Source organism: Gracilibacillus massiliensis (assembly GCF_001458115.1).
GTDB classification, from domain to species: Bacteria; Bacillota; Bacilli; order Bacillales; family Amphibacillaceae; genus Gracilibacillus; species Gracilibacillus massiliensis.
In genome coordinates this window covers 765,181-782,621 of sequence record NZ_CZRP01000013.1, presented here as the reverse complement: position 1 = coordinate 782,621, position 17,441 = coordinate 765,181, and the positions used below count along the sequence as shown (strand labels likewise).

The 17,441-nt window shown below is 36.8% G+C and carries 13 protein-coding genes and 1 pseudogene; 9 read left to right on the top strand and 5 right to left on the bottom strand.

Annotated features, from left to right (window positions below; all coding sequences use genetic code 11):
• Positions 1–12: 12 nt before the first annotated feature.
• Positions 13–903, bottom strand: a complete 891-nt coding sequence (locus tag BN3107_RS15695) for an AraC family transcriptional regulator (protein ID WP_058308568.1) — start codon at positions 901–903, stop codon at positions 13–15.
• Positions 904–1,131: 228 nt separating this feature from the next.
• Here BN3107_RS15695 and BN3107_RS15690 point away from each other — a divergent pair, with 228 nt between their 5' ends.
• The 5 genes from BN3107_RS15690 to BN3107_RS15670 all read left to right on the top strand — a co-directional run bounded on the left by BN3107_RS15690 (position 1,132) and on the right by BN3107_RS15670 (position 7,273).
• Complete coding sequence (locus BN3107_RS15690) at positions 1,132–2,466, top strand: ABC transporter substrate-binding protein (RefSeq protein ID WP_058308567.1); 1,335 nt, start codon at positions 1,132–1,134, stop codon at positions 2,464–2,466.
• A gap of 175 nt (positions 2,467–2,641) precedes the next feature.
• Entirely contained in the window at positions 2,642–3,517 is an 876-nt protein-coding gene (locus BN3107_RS15685) for a carbohydrate ABC transporter permease (RefSeq protein ID WP_058309273.1), read from the top strand.
• Positions 3,518–3,532: 15 nt separating this feature from the next.
• Positions 3,533–4,357 carry a carbohydrate ABC transporter permease gene (locus BN3107_RS15680; RefSeq protein ID WP_058308566.1) on the top strand — a complete coding sequence of 275 codons (825 nt, stop codon included), beginning with the start codon at positions 3,533–3,535 and terminating at the stop codon, positions 4,355–4,357.
• A 19-nt stretch (positions 4,358–4,376) separates the two neighbouring features.
• Complete coding sequence (locus BN3107_RS15675; protein WP_058308565.1) at positions 4,377–6,332, top strand: glycoside hydrolase family 127 protein; 1,956 nt, start codon at positions 4,377–4,379, stop codon at positions 6,330–6,332.
• Between the two features lie 446 nt (positions 6,333–6,778).
• Positions 6,779–7,273, top strand: a complete 495-nt coding sequence (locus BN3107_RS15670) for a sigma-70 family RNA polymerase sigma factor (RefSeq protein WP_058308564.1) — start codon at positions 6,779–6,781, stop codon at positions 7,271–7,273.
• Between the two features lie 88 nt (positions 7,274–7,361).
• On the opposite strand, the gene BN3107_RS15665 is transcribed toward BN3107_RS15670, so the two are convergent.
• A complete protein-coding gene (locus tag BN3107_RS15665) occupies positions 7,362–8,378 on the bottom strand; it encodes a hypothetical protein (RefSeq protein WP_058308563.1) in 1,017 nt (338 codons plus the stop codon).
• A 288-nt stretch (positions 8,379–8,666) separates the two neighbouring features.
• Between BN3107_RS15665 and BN3107_RS15660 the strand changes: the two genes are divergently transcribed.
• The 3 genes from BN3107_RS15660 to pdxA all read left to right on the top strand — a co-directional run bounded on the left by BN3107_RS15660 (position 8,667) and on the right by pdxA (position 12,624).
• Positions 8,667–10,151, top strand: a complete 1,485-nt coding sequence (locus tag BN3107_RS15660; protein ID WP_058309272.1) for an RNA-guided endonuclease InsQ/TnpB family protein — start codon at positions 8,667–8,669, stop codon at positions 10,149–10,151.
• Between the two features lie 185 nt (positions 10,152–10,336).
• Positions 10,337–11,635 (top strand): four-carbon acid sugar kinase family protein, encoded by a 1,299-nt coding sequence (locus BN3107_RS15655; protein WP_058308562.1) that lies wholly within the window; start codon positions 10,337–10,339, stop codon positions 11,633–11,635.
• Complete coding sequence (gene pdxA / locus BN3107_RS15650) at positions 11,632–12,624, top strand: 4-hydroxythreonine-4-phosphate dehydrogenase PdxA (protein WP_058308561.1); 993 nt, start codon at positions 11,632–11,634, stop codon at positions 12,622–12,624. The genes BN3107_RS15655 and pdxA overlap by 4 nt, the downstream gene beginning before the upstream one ends.
• 194 nt (positions 12,625–12,818) lie before the next feature.
• Here pdxA and BN3107_RS15645 read toward each other — a convergent pair whose 3' ends face one another.
• The 3 genes and pseudogenes from BN3107_RS15645 to BN3107_RS15630 form a co-directional block, all read right to left on the bottom strand.
• Positions 12,819–13,904: a Ger(x)C family spore germination protein gene (locus tag BN3107_RS15645; RefSeq protein WP_058308560.1), complete on the bottom strand. Its 1,086-nt coding sequence runs from the start codon at positions 13,902–13,904 to the stop codon at positions 12,819–12,821.
• A pseudogene (locus BN3107_RS20170) lies at positions 13,901–14,998 on the bottom strand (GerAB/ArcD/ProY family transporter). Before BN3107_RS20170 ends, BN3107_RS15645 begins: the two are co-directional and overlap by 4 nt.
• Before the next feature lie 9 nt (positions 14,999–15,007).
• Positions 15,008–16,534, bottom strand: a complete 1,527-nt coding sequence (locus BN3107_RS15630) for a spore germination protein (protein ID WP_082631334.1) — start codon at positions 16,532–16,534, stop codon at positions 15,008–15,010.
• A 357-nt stretch (positions 16,535–16,891) separates the two neighbouring features.
• Here BN3107_RS15630 and BN3107_RS15625 point away from each other — a divergent pair, with 357 nt between their 5' ends.
• Complete coding sequence (locus BN3107_RS15625; RefSeq protein ID WP_148434762.1) at positions 16,892–17,239, top strand: RpnC/YadD family protein; 348 nt, start codon at positions 16,892–16,894, stop codon at positions 17,237–17,239.
• Positions 17,240–17,441: the final 202 nt, after the last annotated feature.

Sequence of the window (17,441 nt, the reverse complement as noted above, 5' to 3'; positions counted from 1 at the left end):
TTTGCTGTTTAATCACTTTCTATTCAGATGGGTTTTAACGAATGCTTTGCGATATTCTGTGGGTGTCATTTTTTCATATTTTCGAAAAAGTCTCATAAAATACTTTTCATCGTCTATTCCGACACGTTGCGCAATCACTTGAATATTTTGCCTAGTACCTACTAAAAGATCTTTTGCTTTTGAGATGCGTAGGGCGTGGATGTAGGATTGTAATGTTTTACCTGTTTTTTTCTTGAAATACCTTGATAAGTAATCCTTGTTGTAATTAAAGCGATCGGCTATATCTGATACAGAGATACCTTCAAAGGCATTAATTCTTGTCCATTCTAATATTTCATTGATATTAATGTCATTTTCTGAAATCAATGTTTCTCTTTTTGATGAGTGGACAAAAGTCTGTTCAGATAATTCGATCAATAAGGATGTCATCAGGTAGTTCATACTCATTCGTGTGTAATAGTTTGAATTATCTACGTCGAGTAGTTGATTTGCTAGTATATTTAAGCGCTCACCGGCGACAAGTTGTCCATATACAGGGAAATAAATATCCTTGATCGACCGGCTTGTTTCTGGATTGGTACGTATTTTTAATACTTCTGTGTTATTCAATGTCTTGCCTGCAGCTATTTCATCTGTTATAAAATGAAACCAATAAAAGGAGACATGTTTACTGCATGTTTTATATCCTCTATGACTAGAGTCGGGTAAGATAAAAAGCACTTCACCTGGTTTTACTTCGTATTTAATCTCATCTTGTTCAATGTAAAGTATATCATTGACTCCGATAATCATTTCATAGCTATCAATTGTCCTCTTCTCATGTTGCCACTTATCATTCGTGACAAATCGTCCACCTGAGATATAATTTGCAGGTTTTTCAATATTCATTTTAATATAATCCATAAATTTAACATCCTTTAATTATTGATATATCAATGTTTACAGATATTATAATACGTTTGACTCTTTAATAGAACAAGGTATTTTTTTAAGGTTGTCAAAAAAGTCCACCTTTTGTTGGAATTCAACTACTTACAAAATGAAAACGCGGTGCTAATATGTATTCAAGAAAGCGCTTTCTATTTTCAATGTTTTTGCCTCATTAAAAGTGAAATTTGGGAGGGGTCATGAATGATGTTGAAAAGAAACATTTGGTTAGTTGGTGTTGTATTCTTATTGCTTATCTTATTTGTTGGCTGTAGTAACGATGATGAAACAGGAGGGTCTGATAATGATGGTGAATCATCAAGTGGGGATGTAGTTGAAATTGAATTTATGGGTTGGGAAGCGAGTCCTTTAGAAACGGAAAGTGTTAAAAATGGGCTGGAGCAATTTATGAACGAAAATCCTAACATTAAAGTAACGTATACTCCTGTTCCGAATGAACAATATCATTCCAAATTATTAACGATGCTAGCTGGTTCTTCTGCTCCGGATGTTTTCTTTTTAGGCGCTGAAGAATATCGGGATTTTCAAAGTAGGGATGTTTTGATGGAGATTACCGATCTGTTAAGTGAGGATCCAGAGTTATCTTTAGATGATTTTATTGATTCATCAAAGCAAATTATGGAAGTGGATGGCGGCGTATTTGGAGTAAGTAGTACGACGGTGTCTCCGGTATTGTATTATAACAAAGATTTGTTTGATGACGCCGGTCTCGAATATCCACCCAGTAATCCAGAAAATGCATGGTCCTGGGAAGAATTTAGAGATGTTGCAAGTCAATTAACGATTAAGAATGGTGATGATACCGAACAATTTGGTGTGTATGGGTTAGAAACTCTCTACATGAACATTCCATTGATTTTAGGTAATGGTGGTGATGTATGGGCAGATGATGGATCGGTAGCCTTAAATAGTGATGTCACACGTGATGTATGGCAAAAGGTGAAACAGTTACGTTACGAGGATGGTGCTAGTCCAGCGGCTCAAACGTTAGAAAATATTGGAATGAATGCTTCGCAAATGTTGCAGACCGGCAAAGTCGCTATGATCGTCGAAGGGTCCTGGGCATTACAAGAACTGGCAACGATGGGCTTTCCAGTAGGAGTTGCTTCGTTACCTAAGATTGGAGATGAGGCAGTTACACATGGGCAAGCACATGTCCACGCTGCATGGAATAATACCGAGCACCCAGAAGAAGCTTGGGAACTTATTAAATTTTTATCATCAGCACAGTATCAAACAGAACTTATTCATGAGGGACTTTGGATGCCAAACCGTGTCGATATGTATACGGAAGAAGGTGTGGCAGCTTGGCATAATGAAGCTGTCCATCCTGAAGGCTTTTTAGAATTAGCACCTTTCTTTAAAAATGCTCAACCGTATCCAATTGTACTCGGTACAAAAATTGCTGTTCGTGACGCTATTACAGAAGAGATGGAACAATACTTTAACGACGATAAATCCTTAGAGGAAGCATTAGAAAATATTGATAAACGTAGTGCTGAAGCTTTGTCAAAATAAAGCATTGACATCTTTTATCTTGAATTTAGCAACTCTATCAATGGTTATTATGGAACTATTGATAGAGTTGCATTAAAAAGAGGTGAGGCTATTGCTTCAAAATAAAGAAGAATTAACGGATAAGGAAATATTAGTAGAAGGACCTGTTAGAAAGGAAGATTCAAGTAAGAAAAAGATAAATAAACTTTTTTATAAAGATAGTACATGGGCGATCATCTTTTTATTTCCACACCTGATTTTATTTTTAGCATTTATGTTATTTCCCGTAATAGGATCTTTTGTATTAAGTTTTGCAAGCTGGGATCTAATTGGGGAACTGGAGTGGATCGGATTTGGTAACTATGTGGAACTATATAATGATGAAATTTTTGTGGAGGTCTTTTGGAACACGGTTATTTTTACAGCCGTTTCCGTGCCTGTTGGTATATTTATTTCATTATTGTTAGCGGTGGCCCTCAATCAAAAGATAGGTGGAATAAAGTTTTATCGAGTTGCTTATTTTTTACCTGTTATTTCATCGATGGTGGCCGTTGCTATTATCTGGCAATGGATCTACAACCCAGAGTATGGATTTCTAAATTTTTTATTGGATCTAGTAGGTATTGATGGACCAAATTGGTTAAGCAGTCAGACATGGGCGTTGCCGGCGGTGATTATTACAACGATATGGAAAAACTTAGGTTTTAACATGCTGATCTTTCTTGCAGGTTTACAAGGGATTTCAGATAGCTATTATGAAGCGGCAGAGTTGGATGGAGCATCTGTTATCCAGAAGTTTCGTCATATCACGGTACCTTTATTGTCTCCAACTACATTTTTTATTACGATTATGGCGATTATTAACTCGTTCCAAGTGTTTGACACGGTCTATTTAATGACTGGCGGTGGGCCAGGTCGAGCCACATCTGTCATCGTTCATTACTTATACCAGAATGGATTTGAATATTTCAGAATGGGTTATGCAAGTGCGATGGCTTATGTCTTATTCTTCTTAGTGTTTATCCTAACGATTATTCAATTCTTGCGTCAAAAACGTAATAGTATTTATTAGGGAGGAGGATAACCGATGCGCACGACCACGAAAACAAAGGTATTGTCGCATATTATACTTGGCCTTGGTGCCATTACCATGATTTTCCCTTTCGTTTGGATGATAAGCACCTCATTAAAGGATATAAGTGAAGTGTTTACATTTCCACCAACATTATTTGGTGAAGCCTTTCAATTTCAAAATTATTTAGCAATATCTGATAGATTTCCATTTGCACAATTTTTCTTAAATAGTTTAAAAGTTACTACGATTGTTGTGATTGCACAGTTAATAACTGGATCAATGGCAGGGTTTGCATTTGCGCGATTAGAGTTTAAAGGAAGAGACCTCTTGTTTCTTTTGTACTTAGCAACATTAATGGTTCCACCTCAAGTAACCATGATTCCTAACTTTATTACGATGAGCTATTATGGTTTGGTAGATACACATGCTTCCTTATATTTACCACAAATGGCAAATGCATTTAGTACCTTTTTATTGAGACAGTTCTTCTTAACGATTCCGAAATCATTAGAAGATGCTGCAAAAATTGATGGATGTACACCATTCGGGATTTATTGGCGGATATTTTTGCCGCTATGTAAACCTGCACTTGCTACTTTGGGCGTTTTTGTCTTTATGTTTGTATGGAATGATTTTATGGGACCTTTAGTCTTTATTAATACAATTGATAAAATGACACTGCCGTTGGGGTTAGCTTCAATGCAAGGTATGTATTCAACAAACTGGCCTGTTTTAATGGCAGGGACGGTTGTAAGTATTATGCCGTTAATCATTTTATTTTTATTAGCGCAAGATTTCTTCATTAAGGGAATTACGTTATCCGGATTAAAAGAATAATAGAGGAGTGGATGTATCGATGAAAACGAAAAAAAGAAACTTAGCTAAAATGGAAGCGATTGAGCTAAAAAATGTGAAAGTGAATGATTCATTCTGGAATCCGTGGGGCAAATTAGTAAAAGAATCGATTATTCCTTATCAATGGGATGCCCTAAATGATCGAATTCCTGGAGCTGATCCAAGCCGAACCATCACGAATTTTGAAATTGCGGCAGGAAGAAAAGAAGGTAAGCATTATGGTATGGTTTTTCAAGATAGCGATTTATATAAATGGATGGAAACCGTAGCATTTTCTCTGCAATGGGACCGTGATGAAGAATGGGAAAAGATTTTTGATGAAGTAGTCGATCTTATTGAAGATGCTCAAGAGAAAGATGGCTATTTAAACACTTATTTTTCTGTTAATCATCCGGATAAGAAATGGACAAATTTAAAGGATGATCATGAATTATATTGTGCCGGACATTTAATTGAAGCAGCAGTTGCTTATTATGATGCGACAGGGAAGAAACGTATTATTGAGGTGGTAAGCCATCTGGTAGATCATATAGCCTCCGTATTAGGAAAACAGGCAGGTCAAAAAGCCGGTTATCCAGGTCACCCTGAAATTGAATTAGCATTAATGAAACTGTATAAAATTACAGAAGATCGAAAATATGTAGACCTTTGTCAATTTTTTATTGAGGAAAGAGGAAAGCGAAATCCAGAGCATTATTATGATATAGAATTAGAAAAGAGAGGAAAGTCTAATAAATTAGATACTCGTGAATATGATTACTTTCAAGCACACTTACCTGTTAGAGATCAAAAAACAGTGGAAGGGCACTCGGTTCGTGCTACCTATTTATACAGTGGTATGGTGGATTTAGCGAATGAACTAAAGGACGAGGAGTTATTAGAAGTTTGCCGGGTGTTATGGGAAAATACCGTAAATAAACGAATGTATGTTACGGGTGGAATTGGTTCTTCCGCCCATGAAGAACGCTTTACCGTTGATTATGATTTACCGAATGATCGAGCATATACGGAAACATGTGCAGCAATTGCTTTAATTATGTGGGCACATCGTATGGTGCAAATTGAAGCCGATCATAAATATACAGATGTATTAGAGAGAGCTTTATATAATGGGGCATTAAGTGGTATTTCTTTAGATGGAAAGGGGTACTTTTATGTGAATCCCCTTGAAGTTTGGCCACATACTGCCAACTGTCGACATGACATGCGCACGGTAAAACCGACCAGACAAAAGTGGTTTGGGTGTGCCTGCTGTCCTCCTAATATTGCAAGATTGCTTGCTTCGTTAGGTCAGTATATTTATTCTGCTAATGATTCAGAAGTTTACGTTCATTTATATATAGGTGGTGAGACTTCCTTCAAAGTCGATGAGCAAACAGTAGGTCTTACCCAAAAATCGAATTACCCATGGGAAGGCAGTACCAAATTAACCATAGATTTAGAAAGTCCTGCCACCTTTACTGTGTCACCGAGGCTTCCAGGTTGGTGTCGAAATGCGCAAATTCTAATAAATGGTGTGGAAAAAGACATTCCTGTTGAGAAAGGCTATGCCAAAATAAAGCAGGAATGGAAAAATGGTGACACGATCGAATTACTTTTTGATATGCCTGTTGAAATGATCCGGTCCCATCCAGAAGTTCGTGCAAATGCTGGTAAAGTGGCATTACAGAGAGGTCCTATTTTTTATTGCTTAGAGGAGGTTGATAATGGAGCGAATCTTCAAGATATCAGGTTAAACACGAATCAATCCTTCGAAGTAAAGCATGATAATTCTTTATTAAATGGCGTTACAGTTATTAAAGGAAAGGCAGTTGCTACCGATATGAATGCCATTGAGGATACATTATATACTACATCCACTTATCCAGAAGTAGAAAGAGAAATCAAAGCTATCCCTTATTACGCTTGGAGTAACCGTGGAGAAAATGAAATGACCGTTTGGATTAGGGAAAAATAAATTTTTTATGGAGAGAAGTAAATGTAGTCTAAGCACTAGGGATTTAATATTTCTAGTGCTTTGTAATCTGTTTTGGGATGCTGTAGACAGGAAATGTTGCGCTGTTCACGGGAATTGATCTACTGTAGACGGGAATTGTCGCTCGCTTCACGGGAATTAATGTTAATTCCCGTGAAGCGGAGGTTGATTCCCGTTAACAGGAGCGTAATTCCCGTGAAGAAATTCAAGTACCAGGATATTTAGATCTCACGACATCATTCAAGGCATACATATCGAAACAGAAGAAAAAATCCAATTCACACTATAAAAATCATGCAAAATAGATCAAGTTTTCCTTTTTCTTAATGAAGTGCCAGACGTATGCTGATATGCTATTTAATGAAAACTCCGATAGGCTTAAGTTACCGCGGAATACATGGTAGGCGCTTATCCTATTGGAGTTTAGGATGCAAAGTATCGAATCTGTTTTACAAGAGTATGATCGGATGATTCATCATCTGATCCAAAAGTATCGAATACGCGATACGGAGGGTGAGTTTTTTCAGGAAGGATTGATTGCGGTTTGGCATGCTTTTCAGACATATGATGAGACAAAATCTAAGTTTTCTACTTATGTGTATAGCTGTGTTGCGCGTCGTTTTCTTAATAAAATTCAGAAAGATAACCGAGAGAAAACACAGCTCCAATCTTGGCTGAACCAAGTTACAATGGATGATATCGTCACAGAAGATCAGTTGGATGTAGATACACAGATGTTACTCGATATTCAGGCGGTGCTGTCACAGAATCAATGGTACTGGTTTGTCGAGTTTGTTCTACGAGATCAAGCTGTCCAGGATATTGCGGATAAATATGAGGTGACGAACAATGCTGTTAAGAACTGGGGGAAGTTAGCGAGACCGAAAATACAAAAGGTATTGCGGTCGAAAGAGTATCTGTAATAAATAGATGTCGGTAAAAAAGTTAGAGCAAAACTTAAAATGGCACCAATTATCAAATAAAGATAACTGGTGCCATTTCTTGGTTCTCTTAGTTGTTTGGGCGGATTTTTCGTTGAGTGAAAAAGATCAGTAATCCTGCCAACATTATAATACAACCATATCCTAATAAGCTATACATATTCGTTGCAGTGTTTGGTAATTCATTTTCATTATCTGTGTTTTTATCAGCCGTGTGAGTCTCAGTTGGTAGGACTTCGTCTGATGTATGATCATTATTATATTGAAAAACACCGTACGTACTAAAGTGTGTTGTTTTAGCAGTTACTATACCTTTGCTCTGATCAAAGGTACTGTTCCCGATCACTTCCCACTCTTTAGTTTCCTCATTAAAGTAAAATGCTTTGACTTCACTTGGATCCAAATCAGCAATTAAGGTAGGATTAACTGCGAATGTTAATGTAACTTCTTCTCCATTAAAATCATTGATTTCCTTTGATCCAGCAGTAATTGTAAAGTCATAAACGGATCCTAAAGCGTTCGGTTCTTCTTGTTTCACAAGTTTAATGTTCACTTGCTTATTATCTGCTGCTGATTCGATTTGTTTCAAAATAGTTTGTGGAATATTCAAATTTGCATCACTTTTGTCAATGACAAGATCATTATTATTTTTTGTTAATTTTGAAATAATAGAAGTGTCCAAATTGACATTTAACTCTACTTGCTCTCTTGCCTGTTCAGGTTTAATTATAAGGGTTTCCTCATTACCTACTTGTTCAATATCGTCGGTATCAACTGTCGCAGTAATTCTCTTGTTTTTTTGATCGAGTTGAGTTGTAGGTTTTACAACTACCTGTTTCGGTCCCTGATCGTTTTGTTGCGAATCCTCAGTTTCAGTTTCTTCTGGTGCTTGTTCAGGTTTATCTGTAGTCTTGTCTTCTGTTTCTTCTTCATCAGGGGTTGGAGGCTCTTCATCTGTTACAGGTGGTTGTTCTGTTTCCTCAGGTTCTTCCTCTTCTTCATCATCAGCAGGTACTTCTTCTTCATTAGGGTCATCCGAATCAGTTTCAGTTTCTTCTTCTGTATTGTTGTTTTGTTTTAAGGTCAATGTCATTAATTCTTGGTAGATACCGAAATTAACCGTAGAAATCAGTGGACGAATGAAAACGAATATATAAAAAATATTAAACAGTTTGTTCCCAACCTTTTCTATTCCAAAAATGAAGAGAAAATCATGAAAGTTCTTCACATGTATCAGCAATTAGATTATAGAGCTTATTTAAACTATTTTAATTTATAATTGTTTACCAGAAAACTCGTTACTTTAGTGATGAGATGAATGGTGAACGGTTTTGACAGATCGTTTGTTCTGGTATATAATAATAAAAAGGAACATATGTGTGTGTGTTTGTTGAGTGCTACTAAAAAAGGAGAGGTGAAGAATGTGTACCGTACGCAACAGATTCGCATTAAAAAAGGGCATCGGCTCTATCCTTATTGTGACCAACTCACGTTTTTAGCGAAAAATCTGTACAATGCCACCAACTTTCACATCCGTCAAATTTTTACCGCCTTTGGTGAAGGAAAAAACCTTCAACCACTGCAACAAGAAGTGTTCTACCTCATTGACCAACATCTTCCACAAATGAATGCCATCAAAAGAAAAACAGTAGAAAAGAAACGGCAAAAAGAATTAAAAAAGCCCGTGGACGAGCGCCAAGAGATCCAAGATGCTGTGTTATTCGAGTATCCATCTGCCCAACAGAAATGGCCCTCTTATGCCTTTTTGGACAGCTTATTTAAAGTGTCGGAGAATGTGGATTACCTGGCATTACCCGGTCAAGTCAACCAACAAGTCATGAGACGGGTGTTTCAAAATTGGAAGGCTTATTTTGCCAGCCTGAAAGAGTACCAAGTCCATCCACACAAATACACCGGAAGACCAAAAATTCCTAAGTATGCACCAAAGAATGGAAGAATAGCTTGTGTCTTTTCCAATCAGGTATGTAAGGTGAAGGACGACAAATACGTCAGGTTTCCCCATACGAAAGAAAGATTGAATATCGGAAAGTTAGGTCTTAAGGGGCCATTACAACAAGTAAGAATGATTCCGACCTATGGCGAATATACGATCGAATTGGTGATCAGGAAAGAGGAAGAGAAACCACTCGTAGAACTGGATGAACAACATATCATGGGTATCGATCTCGGTGTTGATTGTTTGGCAACCATCGTCGATAATACAGGATCTTCACCTGTCATTATCAAGGGCCAAGCAGTAAAAAGTATCAATCAATATTATAACAAACAACGTGCCCATTATTCCCGTGTTTTACGACACGGAAAGGGACCGAAAGAGGGTTCCTTCCAAAGTAAACGACTGCAGCGACTCGACCAAAAACGTTTCTTTAAGTTAAAGGACGCCTTTCATAAAGCAAGTTTCCATATCGTTCAGTTGGCATTGGCTCGCAAAGTCAGCACGATTGTTATCGGTGTGAATAAGGGATGGAAACAGAAAGTGAGCCTTCGTAAGCAGGATAAGCAACACTTTCAAACGCTCCCCCATGCGATGCTGATTCGTATGATTGCATACAAAGCGGAAGCGTATGGCATCCACGTGCACCAACAAGAAGAAAGTTACACATCAAAAGCAAGTTTGGTGGACATGGATGAATTGCCCCTCTATGAAAAGGGTGTTCCAGCGAAGGTTAGGTTTAGTGGTCAGAGAGTAAAACGAGGGTTATATCGGACCAAAGAGAACACGTGTATCCACGCTGATGTGAATGCAGCGGGAAATATTATAAGAAAAGTAGTCCCTAACGCTTTTGCCAAGGGGATAGAGGGCGTTGTGTCCCGCCCACTAATGTTAAGCATCGTTTGACGTTGATACATTAGGAACTCGTCACTTTAGTGATGAGAGGTTCATAAGGAATTATTGGAAATATTAAGTGATCAGGGAAGTAAAGATTATTTGTTTTATTTAAAGAAATATCAAATGTTGATCGAATAAAATAGACTTTTTATGTATACTTATTGGTACAACTTGAAAATAAAGAAGGGTAAACAATGAAAATAGCTATTATTGCAGATGACTTAACAGGTGCATGCGATACAGGGGTCCAGTTTGTCGATTATGGTTTGGATGTCGCATTAGCGGTTCAAAGTGAAACGCTCGATGCAAATAAAGATGCCATTATTTTTAATTCGGACTCTAGAGCTATGAAAAGTGAACAGGCGTATGAGGAAGTTCGTGACATTTGTAAGCGTATTAAAAATTGCGCTTTTGATATCGTTTATAAAAAAATCGATTCCACGATGAGAGGGAATGTTGGCTCAGAACTAAATGCTATAGATGATATCTTTCAACCAGATTTTATATTTATTACTCCGGCTCATCCTAATAACGGACGAACAGTAAAGAATCGGATCCATTACCTTCATGGTACAAAGTTAAGTGAAACAGAAGTTGCCAATGATCCAAAAACGCCTGTTAATGAAGCGGATATAAGTGAAATAATTAAACAATCGTCAGGTAAACGTGTAAAGCATTTAAGTTATAGAGATTTGCGTAAGGGAGAGGAGTACCTCTTACCCCTATTATCGGAATGGAAACAACAAAAAATTTCATATATTACCGTTGATGCTGTTTCTGAGAGTGATTTGAAATTACTAATGGATGTAGTACATTTAAGTTATTCCTCTATATTGTGCGGATCGGCAGGCTTAATTAATTATTTACCTCAAGCATTAGGATATGACAAGTCTCAGCAGCGAGAAGAAATATTGCCGAAGCCCAGTCCTATGTTATTTGTCGTGGGAAGTATTAGCAAGGTCGGAAGGCTACAGCTTGATAACCTTTTGTCACAAACTGAAGTAGTTGGGGTAGAGATGGATGCCATGAAGATGCTTGCTAGTGGTATCGTTAAAGCTCAAGAAATAGAGACGATTCAATCGAATGTTCAGTCAGCAATTAAAAATGGCAAAAGTGTTGCCTTGTATTCCTCCGCTAATCTCGCAGCAACCAAAGCAGTCGCAATAGAAAAAGGAATCACTGTTATTGAAGTGAGTGATTTGATCTCAGATTGCTTAGGTGAAATTGCGGTGTCCACGATAAAATCGTTAAACATTCAGCATTTATTTTTAACAGGTGGAGATACAGCACAACAAGTATTTGCTAAGCTTGAAATTAACGAATACCAATTGATTGGCGAATTAGAATTAGGGGTTCCGATTGGTAAAATAGCTAAGACAGATGAAATAATTACGATCACAAAAGCGGGTAGTTTTGGAACACTGGAAGTAATGACAAATGCATTCAAAATTTTACATCACGGCATCAAAAACGATAAGGAAGTGAATCGATGATACCAACGATTGGAATTACGATGGGTGATGCTGCTGGAATTGGACCAGAGGTTATCATTAAAGCGTTAGAAGAGCCGACGATTTACGAAATTTGTCGACCAGTTGTCATTGGGGATGCAAAAATTTTAAAGCGTGCGGCGACTATTTTAAATTCAAAAGTGGAAATCTGTACAATCGATGATCCGGAAGAAGCAAGGTTTGAACATGGAATCGTAGACTGTATCGATTTAGATCTATTACCAGAAGATATTGCATTTGGTAAAGTGTCAGCAAAGTCCGGTGACGCTGCTTTCCAATTTATAGAAAAAGCGATTACGTTGGCTAAGGAAAATAAGATTCAAGCGATATGTACTGCTCCGTTAAACAAAGAAGCATTGGTAAAAGGTGGGCACGATTTTCCAGGCCATACCGAAATATTAGCAACCTTAACGGAAACAAGCGATTATTCGATGATGCTGAGCTCACCAAAGTTAAAAGTCATTCATTTAACAACACATGTCGGTTTGAAGCAAGCAATCGATATGATTAACCCAGAGCGTACCTATACTGTAATCGAATTAGCCGATACAGCCTTAAAACGTGCTGGATATGAAGAACCAAGAATCGCTGTTTGTGGTATTAATCCACATGCAGGAGAGAATGGGTTATTTGGTGAAGGTGAAGAAGAAGAAAAGTTAGTGCCAGCTATTCAAAAAGCTCAAGCTCAAGGGATAAATGTCAGTGGGCCACATCCAGCGGATACTGTATTCTTTCGAGCGGTACGAGGTGACTTTGATATAGTAGTTGCTTGTTATCATGATCAAGGCCATGTACCGATTAAAGTATTAGGTTTAGAAGAAGGGGTAAATATTACAGTTGGTCTGAATTATGGAATTATCCGAACTTCAGTCGATCATGGCACTGCTTTTGACATTGCCGGTAAAAATATAGCGGATAATCGAAGTATGGTTGCTGCATTGCAATCTGCTGCCGAACTCGCACCAAAGTAGTTTTTGGGATTTCTAAGTAGTACTGTTGACGGGAAATGTTGAGTTGTTCACGGGAATCATGCCTCTGTAGACGGGAATTAATGTTTTTTCCCGTCAAGAAGGAGATGATTCCCGTGAAGCGGAGAGGTTTTCCCGTCAAGACAAGGTCAATTCCGGTGAAGAAGAAGACATTTCCCGTCAAGTCTTGAAATCTGCTAGTCAATTACTCCTGTTTCCGTTATTCGCACTTTGAAATTCACTTCTATTTCTAAATTCGGGTATATTTCTTTCCATTTCTTTTCATCCCATGAGCGATCACGGCTTTTTAATTTTGCGCCTATTCCGAGTGGATCGATTCCTAATTCTTGAAACTCTTTAATAAATTCATTTGCCTGATTTTCTAATTGTATTGTTGCGCTTTTTTCTAATTTTTTTAATGTGCTTTTGTCTATAGTTTTGCCCGAATATTCTCTCTTAGTCGCATCCATCTTAAGGTTAATAACCAGTTTTGAAGGATTTTTGTCGTTATCGAAATTATATTTGTGTTTTGTATTGATATTAAGTAATGAAGCAAAATCAGCTTGTTCTATTGCATCGTCTTTTAGTCTAATTAGAACCGTATTTCGATCTGATTTCTTTTCAAACAAAGTTTTGAAAGTAAAAAGCAGGTCTTCTGGAATCGTTTTAACCATTTTATCCTCTTTAAAAAGAGCGAACCCCACTATTTTCACTGTATCTCCTACACTTTCTATAATCGGCAAAAAAGGGTCGGCACCTTCCTGGTAATAGGTGGTTAAGAATAGATGTAAGTTGGTTTCAGGCAATACTCCAGATTCGATGTTTTGATCAAACATGTCTGATAAGTAGAGACCATTATCCTGCTCACTAATTTGTGTGCTTAATAAGCTATTTACGTTCCCGTCTACAATTGCTAAAAAAACACGGGAACCTACAGTAGGGTCTCTATGTAATGTATCCAGTAATGGTAATATGCCTTGTTCTGCAAGCTCTTTATTATACAAAGCAATTTCGATTTTTCCACTAATAAATGGTTTAGATGACTGTAAATTTAATTTCGATCGTATTCCCTTACTTAAAAATCCTGATTCTGTGTAAGTTCTATTTTTGACGGATTTATCTGTTTCAAAAATGGGAACCCCAGCTGTTAATTCTAATTCCTCTTCATTTTTTAAATCATAACCTAAAACAGTTGCTAACCGAATCTCATCTAGAATTTCCTTTTGTACACAACCGATTAATAGTAGAAAGGAAAACAGAAATAGTATACGTCTGATTTTCATGAATCCTTCCTCCTCCATTTAAAATAAGAAAGAATCAATAAACAAGGTACATAAAAGGAGCAGAGATAAAGTCCTGTTAAAGATACGTATTTACTCAATAATTCAATCTGTTCTCTCTCTTTTAAAAACAATAAGATAATTAGGGATACTACCATCATGCCAATTAATGCTTTTCTTTGGCTAAATCGAAATACTTGTCTTATCCCTCTTGAAGACGCCCAAAATGCTAAGCAAACATTCGGTAGAATAATAAGAGTCCATGAGGATATACCGATATATTCAAATCTTTCGACAAATGGTAATTCTACTATTTTCCACATATTTAAAGTTGGCCAAGTATTATGGATTAAGTGTCTTACATCAAAATATGTGATGGATATTATCATAATAAATGTATAAAGCAATAAGGATAAAAAACTACCTAATTGTGCCCATTTTATCGATCTTCTTGGGTGTTTTATATAGGGATAGAACATAAACAAAGTACTAAATCCTAAGTAACTTAACGTCATATCTTTTGTAGCTTCGAAAATCTCGTTAGGTGAGTGATTCCATATAGGAAGTAGATGTCGAAATTCAGAATAACCAACTGGATAAATAGCTGTTAAAATCAAATAGAAGGGAATAACTACCCCAAGAAAACAAATGCCTGTAACAGTTCTGAATCCGCCTATAATTAAATACATAACGAGAACAAGAAAAGCAAAGCTGAATTGTTACACACTGATATCGGGAAACATCCATACTTGAACAATTTCGATAAAGCTCCTAAGTACTGTAATACCAATTAGCCAAAAATAGATGATCCAAACAAGACTAAGTAATCCGCCAAGCCATTTACCAAATAAATCATAGTGAATCGTTATCAGATCACCATTGCCGTATCCTAAGATCTTATATATGAACCAAATGTATACATGGACAATAATTCCGGCTAAGATGACTGGAATCCAGGAGTCATTTCCAGCACTTTCTGCGACAATTCTTTGGAAACTTAAAATGCCTACCCCAACCTGGATGGAATGTACTAAGAAAAAAGCGAGAAACGGACTTACTTTGTATTTTTCATCTACCGTTCTTTGTAAAGTCCTCATCGAATCCACCTATTCATCTATTTCTTGTTTTTCCTTTGACTTTTTTTTGCTGAATTTCATCGTATCTTCAGTCTGTAATGCGACAGGACGCTTGGATTGAAAAGAAAGTGGTAATCTAATAAAAGCATCTTTAAGATCTGTTATTCTCGGTGGGTAAATTGGCTCTAAAAATGGTCTTCCTAATGATGTTAACCGTAATAAGTGAGCTAATACGTAACAAAAACATAAAGCAACACCTAATAATCCCCATAGATGTGCAAAAAATAAAAATGGAAAACGAAGCAGACGAATCGTATTACCCATCTTATATACTGGTGTGGTAAACGATGCTAATGTAGCGAGTGCAACAATAATTAACAACACATTACTTGTAAGGCCTGCTTCTACTGATGCGGTACCAATAACAATACCGCCCACAATACCAATGGTCTGACCTACTTTTGTCGGAAGTCTTGCCCCCGCCTCTCGTAATAACTCAATCGCTAATTCTAAAAATATCGCCTCTAATATCGGAGGAAGAGGAATTTCACGGCGAGAAATAACTAAAATACTCACTAAGTCCTTTGGGATCAGTTCATAATGATAAGTTAATACAGCAACATACAAAGGTGTAATCAATATCGAGAACATGACGGCAAATAATCGAATAACCCTAAAAAATGAAGCCGTAATCCAATTCAAAAAGTAGTCCTCAAAAGCGGAAAAGAATTCTACAAAAGTGGTTGGTCCTAGAACTCCATGTGGCGCACCATCTACTAAAATGGCTACTTTTCCTTCAGCTAAGACAGAAGCGATACGGTCAGGTCTTTCTGTATCAATTAATTGAGGAAAAGGAGAATTCTGATTATCTGTAATGAGTTGTACAATATAGGAGCTATCATTAATCGTGTCTATCTCTATGTCTTGAATCCTTTGGGTTACAGTATTGACGTTTTCTTTATTGACGATTCCTTCTATGTATAACACCATGACTTTGGTTTTGGATAATTTGCCAACTTTAAACTCCTCAAACTGAAGCTCGGGTATTGGAAGCCGCTTTCTGACCAAATTTAAGTTCGTATCTATTGATTCTACAAACGCTTCTTTAGGCCCTACCACACTAAATTCAACTTCAGGAACAGAGACTTCACGAGCTTTCTTCATTTCCGCGCGAATTAATGCTACCTTATCCGTGTTTCCATCCAATTGAATCATGATCGATCCATTTAGTAGTTGGTTTTCAATTTTTTTAAGATCACTAGTAATTTCAATGTTTTCAATCGGTACTTCCACTTGTACCTTTTCTAATGAGGTAATAGCTTCTCTATTTAAATAAGGAAGGATATCCCGATGTAAAATTTCCGTATCTACCAATGACATAAAATAGTTAATATAAAAAGGGTTTGGTGATTGCTGGTTTTTATAATGAATAAAATCATTCGATTTTTTCATTTGATTAACAAGGCTTTTTAAGGAATCATCTATTTCAGGATTGACATTTTTTTTAGATGACTTTGGTTTGTTATGACTGTTTCGTCTCCATCTATTTATTCTCATTGATTCACACCTTTGGACCGCATTTTTACTACTAGTATGAGCAATAGTTCTTAGGATATACTCGATCACTGGGATTAAAGAAAGTCAAAATCATTATGAAGATTTCTTCATGAGGTAACTATTGTTGTAAACGGGAATAGTTGAGTTATTGATAGAAATTATTTCACTGTTAATAAATATTCATTTAAAAGGGTATAGATACACTTCTTTGTAGTTAGATGATGATATACTATAGAAAAACAATCACTAGACCCGTGGAATGATTTGTTGGCCAGGTGGATGTTGTTGTTAGGAATAGTGGATCATCGTAAGGGAAAGGTTTACGAAAAAATTTTTCATGAATTGGAGGAGATCGCTATGAAAGATGACACATTAAAAAATGCAATCCAAGGATGGGATATTTTGAAATCGACTCGTGAAGAGTTATTAGCTTATGAAGCGCGCTTAAAATCTGTTATGGATGAAGAATCAGCAAAGGTCGAAGCGGAGTTGAGAGAGAAAGAAGCACTTAAAGAAGGTAGAGAGAAAGGTATAAAAGAAGGAATAATAGAAGGCAAAGAAATAGGCATAGAAGAAGGACGTGCAAAAGAACGAAATGTGATAATTGGTAGAATGCTGAAGCAAGAACTAGCTCTGGAACAGATTGCCGAAATTGCAGAAATATCTGTGGAAGAAGTGAAGAAGCTTAAGGAAGAGTTGTTGTAATATATATATCAAAGTGTTTTCTTTGTAATAAACAAAGGGGTACTCGTTATTTTGATGGGGCTCTTATTTCTTTTGATCGGATTGGTCTTGTTTCTATTGTTAAAGCGTCGAATCGATTAGAAAAATTGGATAAATTTGAAAACCACTTATATTGACGGGAATTGATGCTCTGTTCACGGGAATTAACTCACTGTAGACGGGA